The organism is Pseudomonas sp. AC252 (assembly GCF_979258105.1).
This window is the reverse complement of record NZ_OZ409837.1, coordinates 952,338-976,332: the sequence shown is the minus strand read 5'-3', so window position 1 is coordinate 976,332 and position 23,995 is coordinate 952,338. Positions and strand designations below refer to the sequence as shown.

Annotated in this window: 20 protein-coding genes, 1 rRNA gene and 3 pseudogenes; 16 read left to right on the top strand and 8 right to left on the bottom strand. The window is 59.6% G+C overall.

Annotation, left to right across the window (positions count from 1 at the left end; genetic code table 11):
- Window positions 1-55: 55 nt before the first annotated feature.
- Together gluQRS and dksA are read right to left on the bottom strand one after the other, a co-directional pair.
- Window positions 56-949 carry a tRNA glutamyl-Q(34) synthetase GluQRS gene (gluQRS, locus tag ACZZZ4_RS04550; RefSeq protein ID WP_463547325.1) on the bottom strand — a complete coding sequence of 298 codons (894 nt, stop codon included), beginning with the start codon at window positions 947-949 and terminating at the stop codon, window positions 56-58.
- 211 nt (window positions 950-1,160) lie between these two features.
- Window positions 1,161-1,604, bottom strand: coding sequence for an RNA polymerase-binding protein DksA (dksA, locus tag ACZZZ4_RS04545; protein ID WP_016773167.1), 444 nt, complete (start codon window positions 1,602-1,604; stop codon window positions 1,161-1,163).
- 332 nt (window positions 1,605-1,936) lie between these two features.
- Between dksA and ACZZZ4_RS04540 the strand changes: the two are divergent.
- A pseudogene (locus ACZZZ4_RS04540) lies at window positions 1,937-3,105 on the top strand (pyridoxal phosphate-dependent aminotransferase).
- Window positions 3,105-3,818, top strand: a complete 714-nt coding sequence (gene sfsA, locus ACZZZ4_RS04535; protein WP_415761419.1) for a DNA/RNA nuclease SfsA — start codon at window positions 3,105-3,107, stop codon at window positions 3,816-3,818. Before ACZZZ4_RS04540 ends, sfsA begins: the two are co-directional and overlap by 1 nt.
- Here the strand turns inward: sfsA and ACZZZ4_RS04530 are convergent.
- On the bottom strand, window positions 3,815-4,132 hold the full coding sequence (locus ACZZZ4_RS04530) for a Rieske (2Fe-2S) protein (RefSeq protein ID WP_463547324.1): 318 nt from the start codon (window positions 4,130-4,132) through the stop codon (window positions 3,815-3,817). The genes sfsA and ACZZZ4_RS04530 overlap by 4 nt on opposite strands.
- Window positions 4,133-4,297: 165 nt before the next feature.
- Here ACZZZ4_RS04530 and ACZZZ4_RS04525 point away from each other — a divergent pair, with 165 nt between their 5' ends.
- The 4 genes and pseudogenes from ACZZZ4_RS04525 to ACZZZ4_RS04510 all read left to right on the top strand — a co-directional run bounded on the left by ACZZZ4_RS04525 (window position 4,298) and on the right by ACZZZ4_RS04510 (window position 7,838).
- A complete protein-coding gene (locus tag ACZZZ4_RS04525; protein WP_463547323.1) occupies window positions 4,298-5,170 on the top strand; it encodes a heme/hemin ABC transporter substrate-binding protein in 873 nt (290 codons plus the stop codon).
- Window positions 5,171-5,220: 50 nt separating this feature from the next.
- The gene (locus ACZZZ4_RS04520; RefSeq protein ID WP_463549254.1) at window positions 5,221-6,204 is read left to right on the top strand and encodes a FecCD family ABC transporter permease; all 984 of its coding nucleotides are present in this window, start codon (window positions 5,221-5,223) and stop codon (window positions 6,202-6,204) included.
- Window positions 6,204-6,971, top strand: a complete 768-nt coding sequence (locus ACZZZ4_RS04515; protein WP_463547322.1) for a heme ABC transporter ATP-binding protein — start codon at window positions 6,204-6,206, stop codon at window positions 6,969-6,971. The genes ACZZZ4_RS04520 and ACZZZ4_RS04515 overlap by 1 nt, the downstream gene beginning before the upstream one ends.
- Window positions 6,972-6,990: 19 nt before the next feature.
- Window positions 6,991-7,838 (top strand): annotated as a pseudogene (locus ACZZZ4_RS04510) (ChaN family lipoprotein).
- Window positions 7,839-8,071: 233 nt separating this feature from the next.
- Here the strand turns inward: ACZZZ4_RS04510 and ACZZZ4_RS04505 are convergent.
- From ACZZZ4_RS04505 to ACZZZ4_RS04490, 4 genes are all read right to left on the bottom strand, one after another.
- Window positions 8,072-8,866, bottom strand: coding sequence for a Crp/Fnr family transcriptional regulator (locus ACZZZ4_RS04505; RefSeq protein WP_463547321.1), 795 nt, complete (start codon window positions 8,864-8,866; stop codon window positions 8,072-8,074).
- Between the two features lie 15 nt (window positions 8,867-8,881).
- On the bottom strand, window positions 8,882-9,154 hold the full coding sequence (locus ACZZZ4_RS04500; RefSeq protein WP_016773175.1) for a TfoX/Sxy family protein: 273 nt from the start codon (window positions 9,152-9,154) through the stop codon (window positions 8,882-8,884).
- Window positions 9,155-9,438: 284 nt separating this feature from the next.
- Window positions 9,439-9,783: a pentapeptide repeat-containing protein gene (locus ACZZZ4_RS04495; protein ID WP_039761605.1), complete on the bottom strand. Its 345-nt coding sequence runs from the start codon at window positions 9,781-9,783 to the stop codon at window positions 9,439-9,441.
- A gap of 91 nt (window positions 9,784-9,874) precedes the next feature.
- The gene (locus ACZZZ4_RS04490) at window positions 9,875-11,431 is read right to left on the bottom strand and encodes a bifunctional aminoglycoside phosphotransferase/ATP-binding protein (protein ID WP_463547320.1); all 1,557 of its coding nucleotides are present in this window, start codon (window positions 11,429-11,431) and stop codon (window positions 9,875-9,877) included.
- 115 nt (window positions 11,432-11,546) lie between these two features.
- On the opposite strand from ACZZZ4_RS04490, the gene mrcB reads away from it, so the two are divergent.
- Genes mrcB through ACZZZ4_RS04475 form a run of 3 tightly spaced genes read left to right on the top strand, consistent with a single transcriptional unit; the run spans window position 11,547 to window position 14,972 of the window.
- A complete protein-coding gene (mrcB, locus tag ACZZZ4_RS04485) occupies window positions 11,547-13,871 on the top strand; it encodes a penicillin-binding protein 1B (RefSeq protein WP_463547319.1) in 2,325 nt (774 codons plus the stop codon).
- 16 nt (window positions 13,872-13,887) lie between these two features.
- Window positions 13,888-14,637 (top strand): tetratricopeptide repeat protein, encoded by a 750-nt coding sequence (locus ACZZZ4_RS04480; RefSeq protein WP_463547318.1) that lies wholly within the window; start codon window positions 13,888-13,890, stop codon window positions 14,635-14,637.
- The gene (locus ACZZZ4_RS04475; RefSeq protein ID WP_039761596.1) at window positions 14,637-14,972 is read left to right on the top strand and encodes a YqcC family protein; all 336 of its coding nucleotides are present in this window, start codon (window positions 14,637-14,639) and stop codon (window positions 14,970-14,972) included. The genes ACZZZ4_RS04480 and ACZZZ4_RS04475 overlap by 1 nt, the downstream gene beginning before the upstream one ends.
- Window positions 14,973-15,098: 126 nt before the next feature.
- On the opposite strand, the gene ACZZZ4_RS04470 is transcribed toward ACZZZ4_RS04475, so the two are convergent.
- The gene (locus tag ACZZZ4_RS04470) at window positions 15,099-15,515 is read right to left on the bottom strand and encodes a DUF4124 domain-containing protein (RefSeq protein ID WP_415761432.1); all 417 of its coding nucleotides are present in this window, start codon (window positions 15,513-15,515) and stop codon (window positions 15,099-15,101) included.
- Between the two features lie 398 nt (window positions 15,516-15,913).
- Here ACZZZ4_RS04470 and ACZZZ4_RS04465 point away from each other — a divergent pair, with 398 nt between their 5' ends.
- The 7 genes and pseudogenes from ACZZZ4_RS04465 to ACZZZ4_RS04435 all read left to right on the top strand — a co-directional run bounded on the left by ACZZZ4_RS04465 (window position 15,914) and on the right by ACZZZ4_RS04435 (window position 23,978).
- Window positions 15,914-17,638 carry an acetolactate synthase 3 large subunit gene (locus ACZZZ4_RS04465; protein ID WP_463547317.1) on the top strand — a complete coding sequence of 575 codons (1,725 nt, stop codon included), beginning with the start codon at window positions 15,914-15,916 and terminating at the stop codon, window positions 17,636-17,638.
- A gap of 2 nt (window positions 17,639-17,640) precedes the next feature.
- Window positions 17,641-18,132, top strand: a complete 492-nt coding sequence (gene ilvN, locus ACZZZ4_RS04460; RefSeq protein WP_003176102.1) for an acetolactate synthase small subunit — start codon at window positions 17,641-17,643, stop codon at window positions 18,130-18,132.
- Between the two features lie 46 nt (window positions 18,133-18,178).
- Window positions 18,179-19,195, top strand: coding sequence for a ketol-acid reductoisomerase (gene ilvC / locus ACZZZ4_RS04455; RefSeq protein WP_463547316.1), 1,017 nt, complete (start codon window positions 18,179-18,181; stop codon window positions 19,193-19,195).
- 148 nt (window positions 19,196-19,343) lie between these two features.
- Window positions 19,344-20,201: a CDP-diacylglycerol--serine O-phosphatidyltransferase gene (gene pssA / locus ACZZZ4_RS04450; RefSeq protein ID WP_016773182.1), complete on the top strand. Its 858-nt coding sequence runs from the start codon at window positions 19,344-19,346 to the stop codon at window positions 20,199-20,201.
- A gap of 63 nt (window positions 20,202-20,264) precedes the next feature.
- Window positions 20,265-21,277 (top strand): annotated as a pseudogene (gene msrP, locus ACZZZ4_RS04445) (protein-methionine-sulfoxide reductase catalytic subunit MsrP).
- Window positions 21,277-21,900, top strand: a complete 624-nt coding sequence (gene msrQ, locus ACZZZ4_RS04440) for a protein-methionine-sulfoxide reductase heme-binding subunit MsrQ (RefSeq protein ID WP_463547315.1) — start codon at window positions 21,277-21,279, stop codon at window positions 21,898-21,900. The pseudogene msrP and the gene msrQ overlap by 1 nt, the downstream one beginning before the upstream one ends.
- A 541-nt stretch (window positions 21,901-22,441) precedes the next feature.
- A 16S ribosomal RNA gene (locus ACZZZ4_RS04435) occupies window positions 22,442-23,978 on the top strand.
- The last annotated feature ends 17 nt before the right edge of the window (window positions 23,979-23,995 follow it).

The following is a 23,995-nucleotide window of genomic DNA, read 5'->3' as shown; positions in this document are numbered from 1 at the left end:
CGTGCCCGAAAACGTGCGGCGATGGTAACGGATGGGGGCGCGACTGCAAGTGTCGTCATTGCAGTTGCGCTTCAGGCAGGGTCAATGTGCGCGGGATCCTGTCGGCATCCCAGTGCGCGCAGCCCCAGGCCAGCAGTTCACGCGGCGAAGCGTGCGCCAGTTCGGTGCCGGGGTTTTGCCCCAGTGCGCGCAAGGCCCGCAGCAGCAATGGCGTGGCCTGATCGGCTTCAAGCGGCGGCGAGCGGTAGGACTTGCCGAGTTTGTTGCCGTCCGGCTGGGTGATCAGCGGCAGGTGCAGATAGCGCGGCTGTTTCAGGCCGAGCAGTTCTTGCAGGTACAGCTGACGCGGCGTCGAATCGAGCAGATCGGCGCCACGCACAATGTCGGTGATGCCTTGCCAGGCGTCATCGAGCACCACCGCGAGTTGATAGGCGTAGAGACCATCGCGCCGACGGATGACGAAGTCGCCGACGTCGCGGCCCAGGTGCTGGCGGTATTCGCCCTGCACGCGATCAATAAAGTGGTATTCCAGCTCCGGCACGCGCAGGCGGATCGCGGCGTCGTGCTGATCATGCCCGGCATTGCGGCAAAACCCCGGATAAAACCCGTTATAGGGCTCCAGTTGTTTGCGCGAACACGTGCAGGCGTAGGCCAGACCATGGTTGAACAGGCTGTCGAGCACTTCGGCATAAGCCGCATGTCGATCGCTCTGGCGGACCATTTCGCCGTCCCATTCGAAGCCGTAGCTTTCCAGCGCCTTGAGAATCGCCGCTTGCGCACCGGGCTCTTCGCGCGGCGGGTCGAGATCTTCCATGCGCACCAGCCAGCGCCCCCCGACGGAGCGGGCGTCGAGGTAAGACGCCAACGCAGCGACCAGCGAACCGAAGTGCAGGTGACCACTGGGCGTGGGGGCGAAGCGGCCGATGTAGGCGGGGGATTTGGCAGTCATGGAGGCGATAAAGGCTATTCAGAATTTGAGCAGGTTACCTCTGTGGGAGCGAGCCTGCTCGCGAAAGCGCTGTGTCAGTCAATAATGAGCTGTCTGAAGGGACGCTTTCGCGAGCAGGCTCGCTCCCACAGAGGCAGAAGCAGGTTCCGCGGGCAAAAGGCACAAACAAAAACGGAGCGTTCGCACGCTCCGTTTTTCGTTCAGGTCGAGATTACTTGCCGACCTGCTTTTCCTTGATTTCCGCCAGGGTCTTGCAGTCGATGCACAGATCCGCTGTCGGGCGGGCTTCGAGGCGCTTGACGCCGATCTCGATGCCGCAGGACTCGCACCAGCCGTACTCTTCGTCTTCGATCAGTTGCAGGGTCTTGTCGATTTTCTTGATCAGCTTGCGCTCGCGATCGCGGGCACGCAGTTCGAGGGCGAACTCTTCTTCCTGGCTGGCACGGTCGGCCGGGTCAGGGAAATTGGCCGCTTCGTCTTTCATGTGATCAACCGTGCGGTCGACTTCCTGCATCAAGTCCAGTTTCCACTTGTTCAGGATCTTGGTGAAGTGCGCGCGCATAGGAGCGCCCATGTACTCTTCACCCGCCTTCGAAACGTAAGGTTCGAAGCCGCTGATCGTGTCTTTCTGTTGTTGCTTTGCTTGGGTGGACATGAAATAGACCGCCTCTACTCTTGTAATCCATTGCGCAGGATTGCTCCATCACCGACACCTGCCGGCCCTGCGGCTGCAAGCGGGCGAACTTACCAGATCAAATCAGCCTGCGCTACTCCCGGATGTCGAGCCCCCGGCGGGTGGCGCTTGCAGATGTCTGACAAGCCGTGTCTGTGGGAATGGAGACCTGTTCAATCACTGATTTTAGTCAATCCTGGAGCGTACGTTCAGATCGTTACAGTCCAGCGTTCTTGAGGCTGTGACCTTCACGGGTTCTCGCTCGTTCCGGCAGACAGGTAGAATCGTCTCTTTTTTCCGTCGAAGGCATTCCAATGGGCCCCTACAGTGCGCGCAGTCGTGCGATCGAACCGTTCCATGTGATGGCGCTGCTGGCGCGGGCCAATGAATTGCAGGCCGAAGGCCACGACGTGATCCATCTGGAAATCGGCGAGCCGGACTTCACCACCGCCGAGCCGATCATTCGCGCCGGACAAGCTGCGTTGACTGCCGGCAAGACCCGTTACACCGCCGCCCGTGGCATTCCCGAACTGCGCGAGGCGATCGCCGGTTTCTACCATTCGCGTTACGGCCTGAACATCGAGCCACGGCGGATTCTGATCACGCCGGGGGGCTCCGGCGCGCTGTTGCTGGCCAGTGCGCTGTTGGTCGATCCGGGTAAACACTGGCTGCTCGCCGACCCGGGCTACCCGTGCAATCGGCACTTTCTGCGCCTGGTCGAAGGCGCGGCGCAATTGGTGCCGGTCGGGCCGGAGGTGCGTTATCAACTGACCCCGGATCTGGTCGAGCGGCATTGGGATCACGACAGTGTCGGCGCCCTTGTCGCTTCGCCGGCCAACCCGACAGGCACTTTGCTGACGCGCGATGAACTGGCCGGGTTATCCACAGCGATCAAGGCCAGGCACGGACACTTGGTGGTGGATGAGATCTACCACGGCCTGACCTACGGCACTGATGCCGCCAGTGTGCTGGAAGTCGATGACAGCGCTTTTGTCCTCAACAGTTTCTCCAAGTATTTCGGCATGACCGGTTGGCGCCTGGGTTGGCTGGTGGCGCCAGACGCAGCGGTCAGCGAACTGGAAAAACTCGCGCAGAACCTCTACATCAGCGCGCCGAGCATGGCGCAGTACGCGGCGCTGGCCTGTTTCGAGCCGGCCACCATCGCGATTCTCGAAGAGCGCCGCGCCGAGTTCGCCCGCCGTCGTGACTTCCTCCTGCCAGCGCTGCGTGAACTCGGCTTCAACATCGCCGTTGAACCGGAGGGCGCATTTTATCTCTACGCCGATATCGGCCAATTCGGGGGGATGCCTTCGCGTTCTGCCGGCATTTCCTCGAAACCGAGCACGTCGCCTTCACGCCGGGACTGGATTTCGGTCGTTATCAGGCCGGCCATCACGTGCGCTTCGCTTACACACAAAACCTCGCACGTTTGCAGGAAGCGGTGGAGCGTATCGCCCGCGGTTTGAAGAGCTGGCAAGGCTGATGCGCTTTTATCCTGCTCTGGAAGAAGCGCGGCTGATTCGCCGGTACAAGCGTTTTCTCGCCGATATCGAGACCGTTGGCGGCGAATTGCTGACCATTCACTGTCCCAACACCGGTTCGATGCTTAATTGCCAGGTCGAGGGCGGGCAGGTCTGGTTCAGTCGCTCCAATGACCCGAAACGCAAATTGCCCGGCACTTGGGAAATTGGCGAAACCCCGCAGGGCCGGCTGTTTTGCGTCAACACCGGGCGCGCCAATGGCTTGGTCGAAGAAGCGCTGCAGGCCGGCGTAATCACCGAGCTGGCTGGGTTTACCGCGTTAAAACGTGAAGTCGCGTACGGGCAGGAGAAAAGCCGCATCGACTTCCGCCTCGAATACCCCAGTGGCCCGGCGTATGTCGAAGTGAAAAGCGTCACGTTGGGCTTCGACGGTACGGCGGTGGCGGCGTTTCCCGATGCGGTGACCCAGCGCGGCGCCAAGCATCTGCGCGAGCTTGCGCATCTGGCGCGCGACGGTATCCGGGCAGTGCAGTTGTACTGTGTGAACCTCACCGGCATCGATGCGGTGCGCCCGGCGGAGGAGATCGACTGGGCTTACGCCGAGGCGCTGCGTGAAGCGGTTGCTTGCGGTGTCGAGGTGTTGGCGTACGGCGTGCGCCTGGACCATGAAGAGATGGTCATCGACCGCCGACTCGACGTGCGGCTAAACGGTTAAACATTGACCCACACGCCTTGTGTGTCTTCCCGGCATTCAATCGCCGTCAGCGACTGCCCGGCGCAGGGGCCGGCAACGCATTCGCCGTTCTCGATCAGAAACAGTGCGCCGTGGGTGGCGCACTGGATCAGGCTGTTGCTCGGATCGAGAAACTGGTCAGGCTGCCATTCCAGCCCGACACCCCGGTGCGGGCAGCGATTGAAATAGACAAAGACTTGGCCACCCCGACGTACGGCAAACAGCTTTTTGCCTTCGATTTCGAAACCGCGACTGCCGGCTTCGGCCAGATCGCCGCCGGCGCAGAGAAACTTCATGGCTATCCTCTAATGTCCGCTCGTGTCGGGATATGTCCGAGCTTGACGTTCAAATGCAAACAATTATCAAATGGCGGCCTTCTCCCACAGGGAGTCTGGCCGTTTGCCGAGGATACTTGGCTCGCTGCGCCGATGCCCGGGAAACCTTGTTCAAGGAAGCTGTGTATGCGCCTGAAAACCCGCGTTGTCGTGCTGTGCGCCGGCCTTTTGCTCTGCCATCAGGCGGCCGCAGCGGATTTACCGCAACGCTGGGTCAGCGCCGGCGGCGCGCTGTCGGAATGGGTCAGCGCACTGGGCGGCGAGTCAAAACTGGTTGGAGTCGACACCACCAGTCAGCATCCCCAATCGTTGCAGGCGCTGCCGAGTATCGGCTATCAGCGTAGCCTGTCGGCGGAAGGCATCTTGAGCCTGCGCCCGGACATTCTGGTCGGCACCGAAGAAATGGGCCCGCCGCCGGTTCTGGCGCAAGTCAAAGCGGCCAAGGTCAAGGTCGAGTTGTTTTCAGCCCAGCCTGATCTGCCGACACTGGAAAAAAATGTCACTCATCTGGGCCAGTTGCTCGGCGCGCAAAGCCAGGCGGCGCAGTTGCTGCAGACTTATCAACAGCAACTCCAGGCGCAGAAAGCGCGCGTTGCCCAAGTGCAGACCACGCACAAAGCCCCCGGAGTGTTGCTGTTGCTCGGGCATGCGGGCGGCAAGCCGTTGATCGCCGGCAAGGACACTGCCGCCGATTGGCTGCTGCAACAGGCCGGCGGCCATAACCTCGCAACGCATACCGGCTACAAGCCGTTTTCCATGGAATCTCTCGCCAGCCTCGATCCCGAAGTGCTGGTGTTCGCTGACCGTGCGCTGACCGGTGAAGCGGCAAAAGCGGCATTGTTCAAGGAAAACCCCATCCTCAATTCCAGCCGCGCGGCCAAGAGCGGTCGGGTGATGGAGCTGGATCCGACGCTGCTGGTTGGCGGTCTCGGGCCACGGTTGCCGGCTGCGCTGAAAACCCTGACTGACGGCTTCTACCCGGCCAAGGGCGGCCAATGATCACACTGGTCAAACCCCGTGGCTTGTTTATCGGCCTGACATTGCTGTGTCTGCTGGCGATCTGGCTGTCGCTGGCGCTGGGGCCGGTAAGCCTGCCGTTGTTCGATACCTTGCGCGCGGCGCTGCGTCTGATCGGCGTGCCGTTGGCGCCGCAAGGGTTGGAGCAGGCTGAGCTGATTCTCGGCCAGATCCGCATGCCGCGAACCTTGCTCGGCTTGGCGGTCGGCGGCGTACTGGCGCTGTCCGGGGTGGCGATGCAAGGACTGTTTCGTAATCCGCTGGCAGATCCGGGGCTGGTCGGCGTGTCCAGTGGCGCGGCACTTGGCGCGGCGATTGCGATTGTCGGCGGTTCGTTCTTTGGCGGCCTGCCGGAGTGGTTTGGGCCGTATCTGTTGTCGGTGTGTGCGTTTCTTGGCGGGCTCGGGGTGACGGCGCTGGTCTATCGGCTGGGCCGGCGCAACGGTCAGACCCATGTGGCGACCATGTTGTTGGCCGGTATCGCGCTGACGGCGCTGGCCAGTTCGGCGGTCGGTCTGTTCACATATCTGGCCGATGACGCCACGCTGCGCACCCTGACATTCTGGAACCTGGGCAGCCTCAACGGCGCCAGTTATGCGCGGCTGTGGCCGTTGCTGATCATTACCGTTGGCGTTGCGCTGTGGCTGCCGCGCAGGGCCAAGGCGTTGAATGCCTTGTTGCTCGGTGAATCCGAGGCCGGTCATCTGGGCATCGATGTCGAACGACTCAAGCGCGAACTGGTGTTCTGCACCGCGCTGGGTGTCGGCGCGGCGGTGGCGGCGGCCGGCATGATCGGTTTTGTCGGGCTGGTGGTGCCGCATCTGGTGCGCCTGCTGGCAGGCCCCGATCACAAAGTGCTATTGCCAGCTTCGGTTTTGGCGGGTGCGAGCCTGTTGTTGCTCGCCGATCTGGTGGCGCGCCTGGCGCTGGCGCCGGCGGAGTTGCCGATCGGCATTGTCACCGCGTTCATCGGTGCGCCGTTCTTCCTTTATCTGCTGCTGCGAGGGCGTGCCTGATGTTGTCTGCACGCGATCTGCATGTCCGCCGTGGCCGCAAGACTGTGCTCAGCGGGGTCACGCTCGGGCTCGAACCCGGTGAAGTGCTTGGCGTGCTGGGACCGAACGGCGCCGGCAAAAGCACCTTGCTCGGCGCCTTGTGTGGAGAGTTACTCGCCAGTGACGGCAATGTCTCGCTCGATGGTCAGGCGTTAAGTCATTGGAGCGGAACGCAGCGGGCACAACGACTGGCGGTGCTACCGCAGGTGTCGACGCTGGATTTTGCCTTCGCCGTGGAAGAGGTCGTCGGCATGGGCCGTTTGCCGTACCAGACCGGGCGCGTGCGCGACGACGAGATTGTCGCGGCGGCGCTGGCCGCCGCCGACGCCGGGCACCTGAGTGGGCGCAGCTATCTGGCGTTGTCCGGTGGCGAGCGTCAGCGCGTGCATCTGGCGCGGGTGCTGGCGCAACTCTGGCCGGGCCAGGCCGGGCAAACCTTGTTGCTCGACGAACCGACATCGATGCTCGATCCGCTGCATCAGCACACCACCTTGCAGGCGGTTCGCGACTTCGCCAATCGTGGCGCGGCGGTGCTGGTGATCCTGCATGATCTGAATCTGGCGGCGCGCTATTGTCATCGCGTGCTGTTGCTGGAGCAGGGGCGCCCTGTCGCGCTGGATACTCCGCAGCAAGTGCTGCGTCCGGATACGCTCAAAGCGGTGTTCGGCCTGGAGGTTTTGGTGCAACCGCACCCGGAGCGTGGGCATCCGCTGATCATCGCCCGCTGAATCATCATTGAGGTGTTGCATGCGCGGATTGTGGTTGTTGGCGCTGGTGTTGCTCGCGGGGTGTCAGCACGTGGCGGTTCCGCCAGTGGGCGGTGAAATCCGCGATCTGCGCAGCGGCGAGACGCTCACCGCGCAGCAACTTCTGGTGCGTCTCGCTGAACCGGAGCGTTTGATCATCGGTGAGCAGCACGACAATGCCGACCATCACGCGGCGCAATTGTGGCTGTTGCAGGCGCTCGGCGAGCAGCGAACGCAAGGCAGTCTGCTGCTGGAAATGCTCACGCCGAATCAACAAGCGAAAGTCGATGCGGCGCGCCAGGCGAAATACGCTCCGGCAGATCTGCCTGCGGCATTGGCCTGGCAAGAGGGCTGGGACTGGAATCTTTACGGGCCGATCGTGCGCTTCGCCCTGACGCAGCCCTATCCGCTGCTGGCGGCCAATCTTGATGACAGCGAAATCCGCGCGTTCTATCGCAATCCACCGGCTCTGAACGGTCCGCGCAGTAATGCGCTTTCGGTTAAAAAACCTTGCTTGGGCAAATCAGTGAATCCCACTGCGGCCTGCTGCCCGAATCACAGATGCCGGCGATGCTGACGATTCAGCAGCAGCGTGATCGGCGAATGGCCGAACGCATGCTGGCGGCGCCGACACCTGCGATCCTGCTGGCCGGTGCCTGGCATGCGCGCAAGGATGTTGGCGTGCCGCTGCATCTGCTGGATCTCGGTGCAGCGGAGGCACCGACCGTTTTGATGCTGGCCGAGCAGGGCGATGCGGTCACGGCGGCGATGGCCGATTACGTCTGGTACACGCCGGCCACGCCGAAGCCGGATTACTGCGAACAGATGCGCCAGCAATTCGCCAAATGACTTTTCCACAGGCAAAAAAAAGACCCGGTAAAAACCGGGTCAAATAACCGTGATTAGCCTGATGAGGAGATAATCTGAGAGTCCGAACCAAGGGCTTTTCAGAATATCGACTGATCTCGCGACCAGTTGTGATAATCATAGCGATTCTCATTAACGCGTCAACCGCTGATTTTGCAAATCTGTAATTTAGTTTTGCGAACGGTCGTGAGACCCCGTGAATAAAGGGCTTTGCGCTAGCTGCGATGCGCCGTCAATTGCGTGATCTGTCGATTCAACTGGCCAATGCGGCGAGCCATGCCCTCAATCAGGCTGTGGGCGATCTTCGGATTGCTGCGGGTCATGCTCAAAAATTGATCACCGGGAATCAACATCACCGTGCTCGGCTCTGACGTCACTACCGTGGCGTTGCGCGGCTCGCCGGTAAACAACGCCATGGCGCCGAAAATCTCGTCCCTCGGCACGTCGCCGACCTTGTGCCCGTCAACAAATGCCTCGGCGTGCCCGTCGATAATCACGAACACATGATCCGCCGCATCGCCCTGTTGAATCAGCACGGCGCCGGCTTCAACGCGTTTGAAGGCGTTAGTGCTGCGAAACTCCCGGGGTTTCAACTCGGCCACGGCGTGGGCGAGCAGCGCCATTTGCCCAAGCAGATAGCTCAGCAACTGTTCCGCTCGATTAGGATCGGCGTACACGTGCTGCACAACCTCCGCGCGTCCGTAGGGCACTAGTCGCACAGTGCCCTCGCTGCGCAAGCGGCAGTCATTCCATTGCTCGCCGCGTTGCAGGCCGAGCAGATCACCCTCCTGCCAGTAGAACAGCGCACGACCAGCGATGCAGCCATGCACCACGCCCTCGGCCAGTAGAAACAACTGGTCGCTCGGCACTTGCGCAAACAGATCATCGGTCGCCTCCAGCTCGATGACTGGCGCGCATGGCGACAAATCCTCCAGCCACTGCCCAGGAAGATTCTGCAAGCGATTGATCAACGCGTCGGCGTGCGCCGATTGCTCCCCCAGTAAATACATGGCGTCAGCGCCTGTTCAGTTCTTGTGGCGCGCGGAAATGGCTTCGAGCTGTTTGTTCAAGGCGTCCTTGCGCTCGGCGGGGATGTCGTTCCAGTGCACGTCCATCAACGCGCCCTCGATCGCATACAACAACACCTTCGATGCGCGAAACCCCCGAGTACGCACGGCCCGGTAGGCATCCACCGCACCGAGGCGACGCAAGTCCGAGGCGCTGTGGATGCCCACGGCATGCAGCCACTGCGCCGACGTCTTGCCAAGATTTTTCAGGTGTTGCAGTTCATCATTCATCAAGCCTCCTTGCGACGGCCGAATGGTGCGTGGGCGAGCTTCTCAGCAGTGTAGCCATCAGTAGGAAAAGCGTGGTTGTTTGGTCGGATTCGACGCAAAAGCTTCTAAGAAAGGGGAGTGAAAGACCTGCGAACGCAGAGAGGAGGGGCGTAGCGCATACAATTGGAGTGAGCCTGCTCGCGATAGCGGTATAACAGCCGACATCCATTTTGAATGTCAGTCAGCTATCGCGAGCAGGCTCACTCCTACAAGGGGAGGGTGGTGTCAGGGGCTGACGATGATTCTCAACGGGTGCGATAGCGCAACCGAGTGCCGAAATTCATCGACATCAGGATCTCGTCGGCACTCAGCTCCGGCGGAAAGTACGCCCCGGAGATCTGCGCATGCGCCAGGCTGGCGCCTTCGAGCGAGGCCTTGCGGAAGTCGATGCCACGCAGATCGGCGGAGCGGAAGTACGCATCGCGGAAATCCACGCCGTCGGCGTTCAGTTCGCGCAGGTCGAGGCCACGGAAATCGCCGCCGACCATGTCGATCGGGCCATCCTGTGGGCGTTCCTTGTTGAAGCCTGCAACGTCGTCTTTGTGCAGCAGGGCGTAAAGCGGAGTGTCGAGCAGTTTTGGCTGGCTCATGTCAGATCACCTGTTGGTTTTATGACGCCAGTATAGTGCCACTATTTGACGGCCGTGAAGCGAGCGAGGGCTTCACGGCCGAAATAGTTTTTTACAGACCCGGCAGGCGCTGACGGATCTGCGCGACCACGGTGTCCAGCGTGCCGGATTCATTGGTCTGCACGCGTTTGCTGCGCAGGATTTCTTCCGGCGTCAGCGCTTCGCGATTGGCCTGTTGCGCTTCGATCACCGCAAGGGTGGCGTCGGACGGATCCTTCTGATCGGCCTGACGGATCGCCAGCCAGCTCTCGATCACTGCTTGTGGGGCGTTGCAGTCGAGGATCAGGAACGGCGTGCCGGTGGCTTCGGCGATCTTCGCCGCGTCGTCGCGCTGCTCACGCTTGAGGTAAGTCGCGTCGATCACCACCGGGAAGCCGGCGTGCAGGATCACCTCGGCGATTTCATGCAGACGCGCGTAGGTCGCGGTACTGGCGTCGGCGCTGTAAATGCCCGCTTGCACATCGTTGGCAACGGTCTGCTCACCGAACAGGCGCTTGCGTTCGACATCGGAACGCAGGCGAATCGCGCCCAGCGCCTCGACCAGACGCATGGCCACATGACTCTTGCCGACAGCGGAAACGCCGTGGGTGATGGCCATGAAACGCGAAGGAATGGTGCTGTAGCTTTCCGCCAGGTTGGCGTAGTTGCGGTACTGGCGCAGGGTGGTGGCGCGCTGCACCGCAGTCGCGTCCGCCGGCATGCTGAACAGCGCCACCTTGGCTCGCACCAGCGCGCGATAGGCTTTATAGAAGTTCAGCACTTCCAGGCCCTCATAGTCGCCGGTCAGTTCCAGGTATTGGCTGATGAGGCGACGCGCCAGCGATTTCAGGCCACGGTCTTCCAGGTCCATGGCGAGGAAACCGGTGTCGGCCCAGACGTCAGTGAAACGGAATGGCTCGTTGAACTCGATGCAGTCGAAGATCACCACGTTGCCATCGATCACAGTGGCGTTGCCCAAGTGGATGTCGCCGTGGCATTCACGGGTGAAACCTTGCGCCTTGCGCTGGGCGAACAGCGGCTTGAGACGTTCGAAGCTGCTTTCGGCCCAGGCTTTCAGGGCCTCGAGTTGGAGCAAATCGTTCTTGTCGCTGAGGAACGGCAGGATCTGCTCGAAATTCTGCGCGACCGGCGCCATCACGCTGTCCGGCGTGCCGGCGTCGTGTTCGGCCGGGACTTTCGGGGCGTTGAGATGGAAGTGTGCGATCTGCTCGGCCAGCGCATCGATGTGCTGCGTGGTCAGTTCGCCATTGGCTTGCAGGGTGCTGAGCAAGCCGCTCTGGGGGAACTGGCGCATTTTCAGCACGTATTCGATAGCCGGGCCGTCGCCGCCCAGTTGCGGTGCTTCGACGCTGCCGGTGACCGGCAACACGTCCAGATACAAATCAGCGGTCAGGCGCTGGTTGAGGCGCAGCTCTTCCGCGCAGAAATGCGCACGTGCGTCGAGACTGGTGAAGTCGAGGAAGCCGAAATTCACCGGCTTCTTCACTTTATAGGCAAAGGGCCCGGTGAGAATCACCCACGAAATGTGGGTTTCGATGACCTGAAATCCTTCGACGGGATGCGGGTAGAGGGCCGGGTTTTGCAGGGCAGCGATCAGGGACTGGCTCACGGGCGATCCTTCAGAGACGGGGAATTCGAGGCGGCCATTATGGCTGCTTGCCCGCCTGACGCAAACCTCTGCGCGCGCCTGTTGAGGATCGATAAAGTGCGTATAATCCGCCGCCATGACTCGATCCCGATCCCCCCGTACCAAGAAAAAACCACCAGCCAAGGGCCTTAGTCCGTGGTTGAGCTGGGCCATTAAACTCAGCCTGGTCGGCCTTGTAGTGCTGGCCGGCTTCGCCGTTTACCTCGATGCCGTGGTGCAGGAGAAATTCTCCGGCAAGCGCTGGACAATCCCGGCCAAGGTGTACGCGCGCCCGCTTGAGCTGTTCGTCGGACAGAAGCTCAGCAAGGACGATTTCCTCACCGAACTCGATGCCCTCGGCTATCGCCGCGAAGCCGTGAGCAACGGCCCGGGCGCCGCAGCGGTTAGCGGCAACACGGTCGACCTGAACACTCGCGGCTTCCAGTTCTATGAAGGCCTGGAAAAACCGCAGCCAGTGCGTGTGCGTTTCTCCGGTGATTATGTTGCTGAGCTGTCCTCGACCAACGGTTCGAAACTGTCGGTTGTGCGCCTCGAGCCGCTGATGATCGGCGGCATTTACCCGAAAAATCTCGAAGACCGCATCCTGATCAAACTCGATCAGGTGCCGCCATACCTGCTCGAAACCCTGATCGCCGTTGAAGACCGCGACTTCTACAGCCACTGGGGCGTGTCGCCGAAATCGATCGCCCGCGCGGTGTGGATCAACACCTCCGGCGGCAAGATGACCCAGGGCGGCAGTACGCTTACCCAGCAGTTGGTGAAGAACTTCTACCTGACCAGCGAACGCAGCCTGACCCGCAAGCTCACCGAAGCGATGATGGCGTTGCTGCTCGAACTGCATTACGACAAGAAGGAAATCCTTGAGGCCTACCTCAACGAAGTCTTCGTCGGCCAGGACGGTCAGCGTGCGGTGCACGGTTTCGGTCTGGCCAGCCAGTTCTTCTTCGGCCAGCCGTTGTCCGAGCTGAAGTTACATCAGGTGGCGATGCTGGTCGGCATGGTCAAGGGGCCGTCCTACTACAACCCGCGTCGCAACCCGGAGCGCGCGCTGGAGCGGCGTAATCTGGTCCTCGACGTGCTGGCGCAGCAAGGCGTGGCCACCGCCGAACAGGTCGAAGCGGCGAAGAAAATGCCGCTCGGTGTGACGACTCGCGGCAAGCTCGCCGACAGCTCGTTCCCAGGCTTTATCGACCTGGTCAAACGCCAGTTGCGCGAAGACTATCGCGACGAAGACTTGACCGAAGAAGGCCTGCGCATCTTCACCAGTTTCGATCCGATCCTGCAGATGAAAGCCGAAGCTTCGGTCAACGACACGTTCAAACGTCTGGCGGGGCGCAAGGGCTCGGATGACGTCGAAGCGGCGATGGTCGTGACCAACCCGGAAACCGGCGAAGTCCAGGCAATGATCGGCAGCCGTCAGGCCAGCTACGCCGGGTTCAACCGTGCACTGGATGCGGTGCGCCCGATCGGCTCACTGATCAAACCGGCGGTATACCTGACCGCGCTGGAGAAACCGAGCCAATACACGTTGACCAGTTGGCTGTCGGACGATCCATTGTCGGTCAAAGGCGCCAACGGTCAGGTGTGGAAGCCGCAGAACTACGATCGCCGCTCCCACGGTACGGTGTTCCTCTATCAGGGCCTGGCGCATTCCTACAACCTGTCGACCTCGCGTCTGGGCCTGGAAGTCGGCGTGCCGAACGTGCTCAAGACTCTCGGTCGCCTGGGCGTTACCCGTGAATTCCCGGCGTTCCCGTCAATGCTGCTGGGCGCCGGCGGCATGACGCCGATCGAAGTGGCGACCATGTACCAGACGCTGGCCAACGGTGGTTTCAATACGCCGATGCGCGGTATTCGCAGCGTGCTGACCGCCGAGGGCGAGCCGCTCAAGCGTTATCCGTTCCAGATCGAGCAGCGTTTCGACCCGGCCTCGATTTACCTGATCCAGAACGCCATGCAGCGGGTGATGCGTGAAGGTACCGGCAGTTCGGTTTATAACGTGCTGCCCAAGACCCTGACGCTGGCGGGCAAGACCGGTACCAGTAATGATTCGCGCGACAGTTGGTTTGCCGGCTTCAGCCAGGATCTGCTGGCAGTGGTCTGGCTCGGCCGCGACGACAATGGCAAGACGCCGTTCACCGGGGCCACCGGTGCGCTGCAGGTCTGGACCAGTTTCATGCGCAAGGCCGATCCGCTGCCGCTGGACATGCCGCAGCCGGACAACGTCGTGCAGGCCTGGGTCGATTCACGCACCGGACAGGGTTCCGATGCCAACTGCCCCGGCGCTGTGCAGATGCCGTATATTCGCGGCAGCGAACCGCCACCCGGCGCCGCGTGTGCAAGCGAAACACCTGCCTCGCCGGAGTCGGTGATGGACTGGGTCAAGGGCTGGATGAATTAAGCAAAGAGGGTTTCAAGTGAACAAGTGGTTGATTCCAGCGGTGACCGCCGTGGCTTTGCTCAGCGGCTGCTCCACCGTACAGCGTGGTTCGATTCCGGTAGTGGATTCGGGTACGGCCGTGTCCAACAGCGAACGTATCGGCGCCAATGGCGGTTTCCGCCAGACCACAGTCAAGCGCCCGGCGCAGGGCCAGACTCAGGCGATTCCGCAAGGCGATACCGGCGTGGTGGTCATGGTGCCGGGCGGCGGTGCTGCGGTGTCGACACCGATCAGCTCTTCGCCGATCGTTCCGGGTCCGGCATCCGGAGGCATCACGTCGGGGCCTTACAACCCATCGGCGGTCGAACCGGCGCCGGTCAACGCCGGCAGCTACAGCATGCCGTCGACACCCAGTGGCATCCCTTCGGCCAGCAGTGGCGGTGGCCTTTCGGCGGATGAGCAACTGGACGGCCCGGTGCTGGCCTTGCTGACCACTGCGCAACAGCAGCAGGCCGGCGGTGACCTCAACGGCGCGTCCTCCAGTCTTGAGCGGGCGCAACGTGTCGCCCCGCGCGAGCCACAAGTGCTTTACCGTTTGGCCCAAGTGCGCATGGCTCAGGGCGATGCGCCGCAAGCCGAGCAGTTCGCCCGTCGCGCGCTGACCATGGCCAACGGTCGTCCGGATCTGCAAGCCAGTTTGTGGGAAATCATCGCTCAGGCCCGCGAGAAACAAGGCGACTCCGCCGGCGCCGCTCAGGCCCGTCAGAAGGCCAAGGTTTCCCTGTGATGGATGCGCGCTTCCCGAAAATCGCCGATCAGCTGTTGCTGATCGAGCGAGAGCTGCGCACCCAGGGCTGGTGGGACGAGGTTGAGCCGTCGGCCGAAGCGCTGAGCAGTGTCGAGCCGTTTTCGGTCGACACGCTGGACTTCGAACAATGGCTGCAATGGATCTTCCTGCCGCGCATGAAGATGATCCTCGAACAGGATCTGCCGCTGCCGAACGCCTCGGGGATTCAGGAAATGGCGGAAATGGTCTTCGCCCAGCGTAATCTGGGCGGCAAGGATCGGCAGTTGCAGGTGCTGCTCAAAGAGTTTGACTTGCTGATCACTGCCTCGCGCTGAATACAGGGACTGTAGGAGCTGCCGAAGGCTGCGATCTTTTGATCTTGTTTTAAAAGCAAGATCAAAAGATCGCAGCCTCGTTACACTCGTCAGCTCCTACACCGCTCCAGAGTTCCTACGCTGCGATTACGAGCAATTCTCGGCAATCTGCTTCTTCGCTTCGACGATGCGTTCCTGACGCTGTGTATCGTTGAGCCTGCGCAAATCCCCCTCGACCTCCTCACGCAAACGCGGATTGTTCTGCAGTTGCGCCAGGTTCGTGCGTGCCTGCTCGCAAAATGCCTTGAGCTGCGCCTGCTGCTCGGCGACCTGTTTCTTCACCTTGGCATCAATGGCTTTCTGATCGCCCAGTACGCCGCCGCCCGGCATCGGCGCAGCTTTCGGCGCGGGTGAGGAGGGCGTCTGTACGGTCGTCGACGGTTGGCCCTTCGGAGGCTGCGCATCGAAATGCGTGACGCCTTGGGCATCGACCCATTTGTAGATTTGAGCGGCCGAGCACCATGGGCTGAAGCCGATCAGTAATGTGAGGAGGAGCGTTCGCATGCTGATTCCTTGGCAAAAATGCGCAATTGACGCTAACAGAGTAGCGCTTTTCAGGTTTTTTCTTGCGTTCTCATGTGCTTACCCACAATTAACCTCACAGACGACTTGACTTGCAGAGGGCGAAACAGAAGAATCCAAAGTCCGCTGTAGAGGGACTGCCAGAAGCAGACCCACTCGGTAGATCATGAGGCGCACATCCGCGCCGACCTGTTACACCCGCAACGCGTTACCTCGCGCTGGGTGGGAAAGGCCCGCAACACTTGGGACGATCCCAATACTTGCTCAGTCAGTGCTGACGTAGTCGGCGACCACCGTCGCTCATGCTCTGCCGAGAAGTAAACCTATTAAGACCCGCCCCTTTTTGTGGACGGTATTCTGGCGTTTTAGAGGTGAACAACGTGGAGCTTTTATCTGGCGGTGAGATGCTCGTCCGCTTTTTGCGTGACGAAGGCGTCAAATATATCTACGGGTACCCGGGTGGTGCTCTCCTGCATGTTTACGATGCCCTGTTCAAAGAGCCGGAAGTGACCCACATCCTGGTTCGTCACGAACAAGCGGCTACCCATATGGCTGACGGCTACGCCCGTGCCACCGGTAAAGCCGGCGTGGTATTGGTGACTTCCGGTCCAGGCGCCACAAACGCCATCACCGGTATCGCCACCGCCTACATGGACTCGATTCCGATGGTGATCATTTCCGGTCAGGTGCCAAGCACCATGGTCGGCACCGACGCGTTTCAGGAAACCGACATGATCGGTATCTCCCGGCCGATCGTGAAGCACAGCTTCATGATCAAGCACGCTTCGGAAATCCCGGAAGTCATGAAGAAGGCTTTCTACCTCGCGCAATCCGGTCGTCCGGGCCCGGTCGTGGTCGATATCCCGAAAGACATGACCAATCCGGCCGAGAAGTTCGAATACGTTTTCCCGAAAAAAGCCAAGCTGCGCTCCTACAGCCCGGCCGTTCGCGGTCACTCCGGGCAGATCCGCAAAGCAGCGGAAATGCTGTTGGCAGCCAAGCGACCAGTGCTGTACTCCGGCGGCGGCGTCATCCTCGGCAACGGTTCTGCACAGCTGACCGAACTGGCGAAAATGCTCAACCTGCCGGTGACCAACACCTTGATGGGGCTGGGCGCTTTCCACGGCACTGACCGTCAGTTCATCGGCATGCTCGGCATGCACGGCAGCTACACCGCCAACCTGGCGATGCACCATGCCGACGTGATCCTCGCGGTCGGCGCACGCTTCGACGACCGGGTGATCAACGGCCCGGCGAAGTTCTGCCCGAACGCCAAGATCATCCATATCGACATCGACCCGGCGTCGATCTCCAAGACCATCAAGGCCGACGTACCAATCGTTGGTCCGGTCGAGAGCGTCCTGACCGAAATGGTCGCGATTCTCAAGGAAATCGGCGAGACCCCAAACAAGGAGTCCGTGGCCAGCTGGTGGAAGCAGGTCGATGAATGGCGTGGCGATCGCGGCCTGTTCCCTTATGAAAAGGGCGACGGCAGCAAGATCAAACCGCAGACCGTGATCGAAACCCTCTGCGAAGTGACCAAGGGCGACGCCTTTGTGACTTCGGACGTCGGTCAGCACCAGATGTTTGCCGCGCAGTACTACACGTTCAACAAGCCGAACCGCTGGATCAACTCCGGTGGTCTGGGCACGATGGGCTTCGGTCTGCCAGCAGCGATGGGCATCAAACTGAGCTTCCCGGACGACGACGTTGCCTGCGTCACCGGCGAAGGCAGTATCCAGATGAACATCCAGGAGCTGTCGACCTGCCTGCAATACGGCTTGCCGGTGAAGATCGTCATCCTCAACAACGGTGTGCTGGGCATGGTTCGCCAGTGGCAGGACATGAGCTACGGCAGCCGTCACTCGCACTCCTACATGGAATCGCTGCCCGACTTCATCAAGCTGGCTGAAGCCTACGGCCACGTTGGCGTACGCATCACCGAATCGAAAGATTTGAAGTCGAAGATGGCAGAAGCGTTCGCCATGAAGGATCGCCTGGTGATCATCGACGTTGCGGTCGACACCAGCGAGCACGTCTACCCGATGCAGATCAAAGACGGCTCCATGCGCGATATGTGGCTGAGCAAGACGGAGCGTACTTAATCATGCGGCACATTATTTCCCTGCTTCTGGAAAACGAACCCGGCGCTCTGTCTCGCGTAGTCGGCCTGTTCTCGCAGCGCAACTACAACATCGAAAGCCTGACCGTGGCCCCGACCGAAGACCCGACCCTGTCGCGTCTGACGCTGACCACCGTGGGTCACGATGAAGTCATCGAGCAGATCACCAAAAACCTGAACAAGCTGATCGAAGTGGTCAAGCTGGTGGACCTGTCGGAAAGCGCTCACATCGAGCGTGAACTGATGCTGGTCAAGGTCAAGGCCACTGGCGCCCAGCGCGCCGAGATCAAACGCACCACCGATATCTACCGTGGACAGATCGTCGACGTCAGCGCCAGCGTGTATACCGTTCAATTGACCGGTACCAGCGACAAGCTCGACAGCTTCATTCAGTCCATTGGCACCGCATCGATTCTGGAAACCGTCCGCAGCGGCGTGACCGGCATTGCTCGCGGCGACAAAGTACTCAGCATCTAAACCAAATTAGCGCATGGCCTGAATGGCCGGATATAAGGGGAAATTCATGAAAGTTTTCTACGATAAAGACTGCGACCTGTCGATCATCCAGGGCAAGAAAGTTGCCATCATCGGTTACGGCTCCCAGGGCCACGCTCAAGCGTGCAACCTGAAAGATTCCGGTGTCGACGTAACTGTCGGTCTGCGTAAAGGTTCGGCCACCGTTGCCAAAGCCGAAGCTCACGGCCTGAAAGTGACCGACGTGGCCTCCGCCGTTGCCGCTGCCGATCTGGTCATGATCCTGACCCCGGACGAGTTCCAGTCCTCGCTGTACAAGAGCGAAATCGAGCCGAACATCAAGAAAGGCGCCACCCTGGCCTTCTCCCACGGCTTCGCGATTCACTACAACCAGGTTGTTCCGCGTGCCGACCTCGACGTGATCATGATCGCGCCGAAAGCCCCGGGCCACACCGTACGTTCCGAGTTCGTCAAAGGTGGCGGTATCCCTGACCTGATCGCGATCTACCAGGACGCCTCGGGCAACGCCAAAAACGTTGCACTGTCCTACGCCGCCGGCGTTGGTGGCGGTCGTACCGGCATCATCGAAACCACCTTCAAGGACGAGACCGAAACCGACCTGTTCGGCGAACAAGCCGTTCTGTGCGGCGGTACCGTTGAACTAGTGAAAGCCGGCTTCGAAACCCTGGTTGAAGCTGGCTACGCGCCGGAAATGGCCTACTTCGAGTGCCTGCACGAACTGAAACTGATCGTTGATCTCATGTACGAAGGCGGTATCGCCAACATGAACTACTCGATCTCCAACAACGCCGAATACGGCGAGTACGTGACCGGCCCGGAAGTCATCAACGCCGAGTCCCGTCAGGCCATGCGCAACGCCCTGAAACGTATTCAGGACGGCGAATACGCCAAAATGTTCATCAGCGAAGGCGCAACCGGCTACCCTTCGATGACCGCCAAGCGTCGTAACAACGCCGCTCACGGTATCGAAATCATCGGCGAGCAACTGCGCTCCATGATGCCGTGGATCGGTGCCAACAAGATCGTCGACAAAGCCAAGAACTGAGTCGTCGTTACTTGAGCGAAAAACGCGGCCTCGGCCGCGTTTTTTCGTTTGGGCCGGTGCTTCTGGTATAAAGCTGCATCGTTTGTGGCCGAACTGTCGTCCTCAAGCCTCTGTCGAATTTTTTCCAAACCGTTGCAAGGTAATGTCCATGAGCGAACGTCCCGAAGAGCCGAACAAGGCTTCCGACGCCGAAAGCCTGCTGCCCATCGATGAGCACATCGAAGAAGGGCACGACGCTGAAGGTCGTAAAGTCCGGCATCGTGGTATCTATCTGCTGCCGAACCTGTTCACCACTGCCAACCTGTTCGCAGGCTTCTATTCCATCATCAACTCGATGAGCGCGCAGGCCGCCTTGAGCGCCGGCGACTCGGTTAATGCGAGCAAGTATTTCGCGTTCGCTGCGATCGCGATTTTCGTCGCGATGGTCCTCGACGGCCTCGATGGCCGCGTGGCGCGCATGACCAATACGCAAAGTGCCTTCGGCGCCGAGTACGACTCGCTGTCGGACATGGTCGCCTTCGGCGTCGCGCCGGCATTGCTGGCCTTCGGCTGGGCGCTGGGCGATATGGGCAAGGTCGGCTGGATGGTCGCCTTCATTTATGTCGCAGGTGCGGCGTTGCGTCTGGCGCGCTTCAACACCCAGGTCGGCACGGCGGACAAACGCTATTTCATTGGTCTGGCCAGCCCGGCGGCGGCAGGTGTGGTGGCCGGTATTGTCTGGGCGTTCAGCGATTACGGCATTCAGGGTTCGAAGATGTCCTTCCTGGTGGCCTTGATGGTGGCGGCGGCTGGCATGCTGATGGTCAGCAACATCAAGTACAACAGCTTCAAGGAGCTGGATCTCAAAGGGCGCGTGCCGTTCGTGGCGATCCTCGCGGTGGTGTTGGTATTCGCTGTCGTGTTCAGTGATCCGCCGCGCATTCTGCTGCTGGTATTCCTCGCCTATGCCGCTTCCGGTCCGGTGCAGTATCTGTTGCGTCTTCGTCGTCACAAAAACGCCGAGTGATGTAATTTCGCGCATACTCCGCAGTCTATGGGTGCACCTGTCCTCCAAAGCTGCGGAGTTGTCATGTTGATCAAGATCCCCAAAGCATCCGACTGCCATGAGTCGGATGTCACGCCTGAAGCCATTTATCTCTCCCGCCGCCAATTGCTCGGTGCCACCGCTGCCGGTATTGCCATGAGCAGCTTGCCACGCTGGGCCAGTGCCGCCGATGCCCCGCGCTACTCTGATGTCGAATCTGGCAAGGCGCCGGCCTGGTTTGCCGAAAAGCTCCCTTCTACTCAATGGGGGCGGTCAACGTCAAGGACGAGGCGATCACGCCTTATAAAGACGCCACGCACTACAACAACTTTTATGAGTTCGGTACCGGTAAGGGCGATCCGGCTTCGAATGCTGGCGACCTCAAAACCGAACCCTGGAGCGTAGTGATAGACGGGGAGGTGGGTAAACCGGGGCGTTATGCACTGGAGGACTTCATGAAGCCGTATCAACTGGAGGAACGTATCTATCGTCTGCGCTGCGTCGAGGCGTGGTCGATGGTCATTCCCTGGATCGGTTTCCCGATCTCGGCCTTGCTCAAACAGGTCGAGCCGACCTCCAAAGCCAAGTACATCCGCTTCGAAACCCTGCAGGATCCCAAGAGCATGCCCGGCCAGCGTTCCGGTTTTGCCTTGATCGACTGGCCGTATGTCGAAGGCTTGCGTCTCGATGAGGCGATGAATCCCTTGGCGATCCTGGCGGTGGGCATGTATGGCCGCGAACTGCCGAACCAGAACGGCGCGCCTTTGCGTCTGGTGGTGCCGTGGAAGTACGGCTTCAAAAGCGTGAAATCCATTGTGCGCATCAGTCTGGTGAGCGAGCAGCCGAAGACCACCTGGCAAAGCATTGCTGCCGATGAGTATGGCTTCTACGCGAATGTGAACCCGACGGTTGATCACCCGCGCTGGACGCAGGCGCGCGAGCGACGTCTGCCGAACAGTCTGTTCAAGCCGAATGTGCGCGATACGCAGATGTTCAACGGCTACTCGGATGAAGTCGCTTCTTTATATGCAGGGCTCGATCTGCGGAAGAACTACTGATGCGCTATCCGTTCTGGCGAGTGGGCGTGTTCATTGCGGCAGCGATCTGGCCATTGCTGTGGTTCTATCAGGCGTTCGCTGATTTGCTTGGGCCTGATCCGGGCAAGGTATTGGTTGATCGTCTCGGGCTGGGGACGCTGGTGTTGCTGTTGATCACGCTGAGCATGACGCCGCTGCAAAAGCTGAGCGGCTGGGCGGGATGGATTGCAGTGCGCCGGCAGTTAGGGCTTTGGTGTTTTGCTTATGTGACGCTGCATCTGTTCAGCTATATGGCGTTTATCCTCGGGTTCGATTGGTCACAGCTGGGCGTTGAGCTACGCAAGCGGCCTTACATTATTGTCGGTGCGCTGGGCTTTCTCGGATTGCTGATACTGGCGGTGACGTCCAATCGTTATAGTCAGCGTCGTTTGGGGCCTCGCTGGAAGAAGCTGCATCGCCTGGTTTACCTGATTCTCGGACTGGGTTTGCTGCATATGCTGTGGATCGTGCGGGCCGATCTGGAAGAGTGGACCATTTATGCCTTTATAGGTGGCGTGCTTTTGCTGCTTCGTCTGCCGCCGGTGATGAAGCGAATCCCGCGTTTACTGGGTAAAAAGCAGAATCTGCAAGAAAAGCGAAATTAACGGTTGACGGCAGATTCCAGAGGTCTATAATTCGCCCCACTTCCGGCGCAGTCGAAACGGAAAACTCCTTGAGATTCAAAGAGTTACGCAGTTTTCGACAGTGGCTTGCTTCAGAACATCGAAGCCTGGAAGGAGTTGATAGAGCAGTGATGTGTAGCTCTTTTAACGGTTCGATCTTCTCGGTCGAAAGCGGAGAAAAAGAGGTGTTGACAGCAGCGATTAACGCTGTAGAATTCGCCTCCCGCTAACGAGAGATCGGAAGCGCAAGTGGTTGAAGTTGTTGAAGAATTCTTCGAAAACTTCTGAAAATAATCACTTGACAGCAAATGAGGCTGCTGTAGAATGCGCGCCTCGGTTGAGACGAAAGATCTTAACCAATCGCTCTTTAACAACTGAATCAAGCAATTCGTGTGGGTGCTTGTGCAGTCAGACTGATAGTCAACAAGATTATCAGCATCACAAGTTACTCCGCGAGAAATCAAAGATGTAACCAACGATTGCTGAGCCAAGTTTAGGGTTTCTTAAAAACCCAAAGATGTTTGAACTGAAGAGTTTGATCATGGCTCAGATTGAACGCTGGCGGCAGGCCTAACACATGCAAGTCGAGCGGATGAAAGGAGCTTGCTCCTGGATTCAGCGGCGGACGGGTGAGTAATGCCTAGGAATCTGCCTGGTAGTGGGGGACAACGTTTCGAAAGGAACGCTAATACCGCATACGTCCTACGGGAGAAAGCAGGGGACCTTCGGGCCTTGCGCTATCAGATGAGCCTAGGTCGGATTAGCTAGTTGGTGAGGTAATGGCTCACCAAGGCGACGATCCGTAACTGGTCTGAGAGGATGATCAGTCACACTGGAACTGAGACACGGTCCAGACTCCTACGGGAGGCAGCAGTGGGGAATATTGGACAATGGGCGAAAGCCTGATCCAGCCATGCCGCGTGTGTGAAGAAGGTCTTCGGATTGTAAAGCACTTTAAGTTGGGAGGAAGGGTTGTAGATTAATACTCTGCAATTTTGACGTTACCGACAGAATAAGCACCGGCTAACTCTGTGCCAGCAGCCGCGGTAATACAGAGGGTGCAAGCGTTAATCGGAATTACTGGGCGTAAAGCGCGCGTAGGTGGTTTGTTAAGTTGGATGTGAAATCCCCGGGCTCAACCTGGGAACTGCATCCAAAACTGGCAAGCTAGAGTATGGTAGAGGGTGGTGGAATTTCCTGTGTAGCGGTGAAATGCGTAGATATAGGAAGGAACACCAGTGGCGAAGGCGACCACCTGGACTGATACTGACACTGAGGTGCGAAAGCGTGGGGAGCAAACAGGATTAGATACCCTGGTAGTCCACGCCGTAAACGATGTCAACTAGCCGTTGGGAGCCTTGAGCTCTTAGTGGCGCAGCTAACGCATTAAGTTGACCGCCTGGGGAGTACGGCCGCAAGGTTAAAACTCAAATGAATTGACGGGGGCCCGCACAAGCGGTGGAGCATGTGGTTTAATTCGAAGCAACGCGAAGAACCTTACCAGGCCTTGACATCCAATGAACTTTCCAGAGATGGATTGGTGCCTTCGGGAACATTGAGACAGGTGCTGCATGGCTGTCGTCAGCTCGTGTCGTGAGATGTTGGGTTAAGTCCCGTAACGAGCGCAACCCTTGTCCTTAGTTACCAGCACGTAATGGTGGGCACTCTAAGGAGACTGCCGGTGACAAACCGGAGGAAGGTGGGGATGACGTCAAGTCATCATGGCCCTTACGGCCTGGGCTACACACGTGCTACAATGGTCGGTACAAAGGGTTGCCAAGCCGCGAGGTGGAGCTAATCCCATAAAACCGATCGTAGTCCGGATCGCAGTCTGCAACTCGACTGCGTGAAGTCGGAATCGCTAGTAATCGCGAATCAGAATGTCGCGGTGAATACGTTCCCGGGCCTTGTACACACCGCCCGTCACACCATGGGAGTGGGTTGCACCAGAAGTAGCTAGTCTAACCTTCGGGAGGACGGTTACCACGGTGTGATTCATGACTGGGGTGAAGTCGTAACAAGGTAGCCGTAGGGGAACCTGCGGCTGGATCACCTCCTTAATCGACGACATCAGCTG